Genomic DNA, 2952 nt, shown 5'->3' with positions numbered 1-2952 from the left:
AGCAAGTGTTATGGGCTACGGATATGTTGCACTTAGGTAGCCAATTTAGGTCGTTCAAATCGCCGCTTAAGATTGAACATATCAAAACGGGTTCAGCTTTCTATTTTTATGGTGCTGATGACCCACAAAAACTAAAGTCAAATAAAATACAGGATGTTATTGCTGTTTGGTATGAAGAAGCAGCTAATGTTAAATCAGCTGAAGTATTTGACCAAGCTAATCCAACGTTTATTCGTAACAAGTCGGCATATGTTGATGATGTGAAAGTCTTTTATTCTTATAACCCACCTAAGAACCCCTATGATTGGATTAATAACTGGGTTGAAGATAAGAAAACAGATAGTCAATATTTAGTAGATCATTCAACTTACTTAGATGATGAGTTAGGCTTTACCACAAAACAAACCATGCTGTTAATCAATAGTTATAAAGAAAATGATTATGACTATTACAGGTATTTGTATTTAGGTGAAGCTATTGGTTTAGGAACGAATGTTTACAACATGGATATGTTCCATTTACTACAAGAGATACCGAATGACGACCCCATTACTCAAGTAGCTTACGCAATGGATGCTGGGCATTCTAATTCAGCAACTACAGTCTTATTGTTTGGCGTAACAGCTAAGAAAAACGTTATCTTACTAGATACCTACTATTATTCACCAGCTGGACAAACATTTAAATTAGCACCTAGTGATTTATCAGTTAAGATTCATGATTTCATTAAGAAACAGAGTGATAAACCTTGGGGCAGAAAGCCAATTACGAAACGTACTATTGATAGTGCTGAAGCAGCATTACGAAATCAATACTTTAGAGATTGGCAAATACCTTGGCATCCAGTTTCGAAAAAAAAGAATACAACCATGATTGATAGCGTCTACTCCTTATTAGCGAGTGGACGTTTTTATTATCTCGATAATCAGGCTAATCAGGTATTTATTGAGCAACATCGTAACTACCGGTGGGATGAAAAGACAGTAGAGAGTGATGAACCAAAAGTTATTAAAGTCGATGATCACACGGTTGATGCATTTAAGTATTTTGTTTTAGATAACGCAAGATTACTTAAGCTAAAAGTTTAGGAGCGTGATATGAAACTGATTGATACAATTATGAATTTATTTAGACGAGGAGGCGCAAGAATGGGCGTTGGGACAACACTTAATAAAATTACAGACCACCCAAGGATTGGCGTATCAGATAGTGAATATCAGCGTATTGATGAAGATTTGCGTTACTTTCAAGGGAACTTTCCCAATGTAAAGTTCATTAATACGTATGGTGAACATAAGACAAGACCGTATACATCATTGAATATGGCACAAGTACTCTGTCGTCGGATGGCATCGTTATTAGTTAATGAACAAATGACGTTTAGTATTGCGAATAATAAAACAGCTGATGATTATGTACATGAAACCTTTTCCAAGAACGATTTTATTAAGAACTTTGAACGCTACTTAGAATCAGGCTTAGCACTTGGTGGTTTAGCAATGCGACCATATGTTGATGGTGATGATATTAAGATTGCTTATATTCAAGCCCCAGTATTTTATCCATTACAGTCAAATGCTAATGATATTTCTGAAGCAGCGATTGCTACTAAAACAACGACAACCGAAGGACAACGGACAATTTATTGGACCTTGTTAGAATTTCATTCATGGAATGGTAACAAGTACGTTATTGATAATGAATTGTACCGCTCAGAAGATGCCGGAACGGTTGGTGTTCGTCAATCATTAAATGCGAATGAAATCTATGCAGATTTAACGGAACACGCAGAACTTAATAATTTTACGCGTCCGTTATTCGTTTATTTAAAACCATTTGGCTTTAATAATCGGGATATCACATCGCCATTAGGTTTATCAATCTTTGATAATGCCCGTTCTACATTGAGACAAATCAACGATGCATATGATCAATATCATTGGGAAATAAAGATGGGCCAACGTAAAGTAATGATTCCATCATTCATGACGAAGATGATTAATGAAAATGGTGATTTAACACGATTCTTTGATGCTGACCAAAATGTTTATACCGGTTTGGGTGTTGGTGATATGGATAATGCTAATATCACTGATTTATCAAGTGAGATAAGGTCAGAGGCTTATATTCAATCAATTAATCAATTTTTAAAGACGTTAGAAATGCAAGTTGGTTTATCTGCTGGTACCTTTTCATTTGATGCAAAAGATGGCTTAAAAACTGCGACTGAAGTTGTTTCTGAAAACTCCATGACGTATCAGACCCGTAATTCACATTTGAACAACGTTGAACGGGCACTACAAGAATTAGTTGTGGCTGTTTTAGAATTAGCAGCGGCAGAAGGCTTCTATACTGGTGCTATCCCTGATATCGGGGATATACAATTTAACTTTGATGATGGTGTATTCACTGATAAGAATGTGCAATTAACATATTATACGCAAGCTATTACGGCTGGTTTAATTTCAAAGAAGCGTGCCATTATGAAAGTATTTGATGTCCCTGAAGATGAAGCTGAACAAATCTTACAAGAGATTGGAGATGAAGCTGAACCGGTACCAACACAATTTGATAACGATTTATATAAAGGTGAATAGTTATGACCAAAGTAAATGACGACCAAATGTTGTTAGGTGCTTCTTTGGTGGGTGATATCTATCGTAATATGGCACAAGAGTTATTTATCCGCATGATTAAACGTATTAAAAAACGTGGTGTTGCTGATCTAAAAGACAATCCATATCTTTGGCAGTTAGAAAAGTTGAATGACATGCATATGCTGAATGAAGAAAACATAAAATACGTTTCACAGCAAACCGGTGTCGCACGAAAGTTATTAGATGAAATAATTCAAAACGAGGGGCTCAGCGTGTATCAGAATACAGCTGAACAAATTGCGAACGATTTGAATACAGCCACACCAAATTACAACAGTGTACAAGAGACGTTGGC

At 36.0% G+C, this 2952-nt stretch carries 3 protein-coding genes; all 3 read left to right on the top strand.

Features of this window, described 5'->3' with window-relative positions; translation table 11 throughout:
• A partial coding sequence (locus GA0061074_RS09025; RefSeq protein WP_143699434.1) for a PBSX family phage terminase large subunit occupies nt 1–1088 on the top strand: 1088 nt, incomplete at its 5' end.
• A gap of 9 nt (nt 1089–1097) precedes the next feature.
• Nucleotides 1098–2597 carry a phage portal protein gene (locus GA0061074_RS09020; protein ID WP_092464111.1) on the top strand — a complete coding sequence of 500 codons (1500 nt, stop codon included), beginning with the start codon at nt 1098–1100 and terminating at the stop codon, nt 2595–2597.
• 2 nt (nt 2598–2599) lie between these two features.
• A partial coding sequence (locus tag GA0061074_RS09015; protein ID WP_244265448.1) for a phage minor capsid protein occupies nt 2600–2952 on the top strand: 353 nt, incomplete at its 3' end.

This window comes from Weissella bombi (genome assembly GCF_900094835.1).
In the GTDB taxonomy this organism is placed as follows: Bacteria; Bacillota; Bacilli; order Lactobacillales; family Lactobacillaceae; genus Weissella; species Weissella bombi.
Note: the sequence above shows the minus strand (reverse complement) of the source record. Positions and strands in the feature narration are given on the sequence as shown.

Bases quoted from the DNA above. Each gene is read 5' to 3' on its own strand.
- GA0061074_RS09020 (WP_092464111.1), top strand. From the start codon at position 1,098: ATGAAACTGATTGATACAATTATGAATTTATTTAGACGAGGAGGCGCA.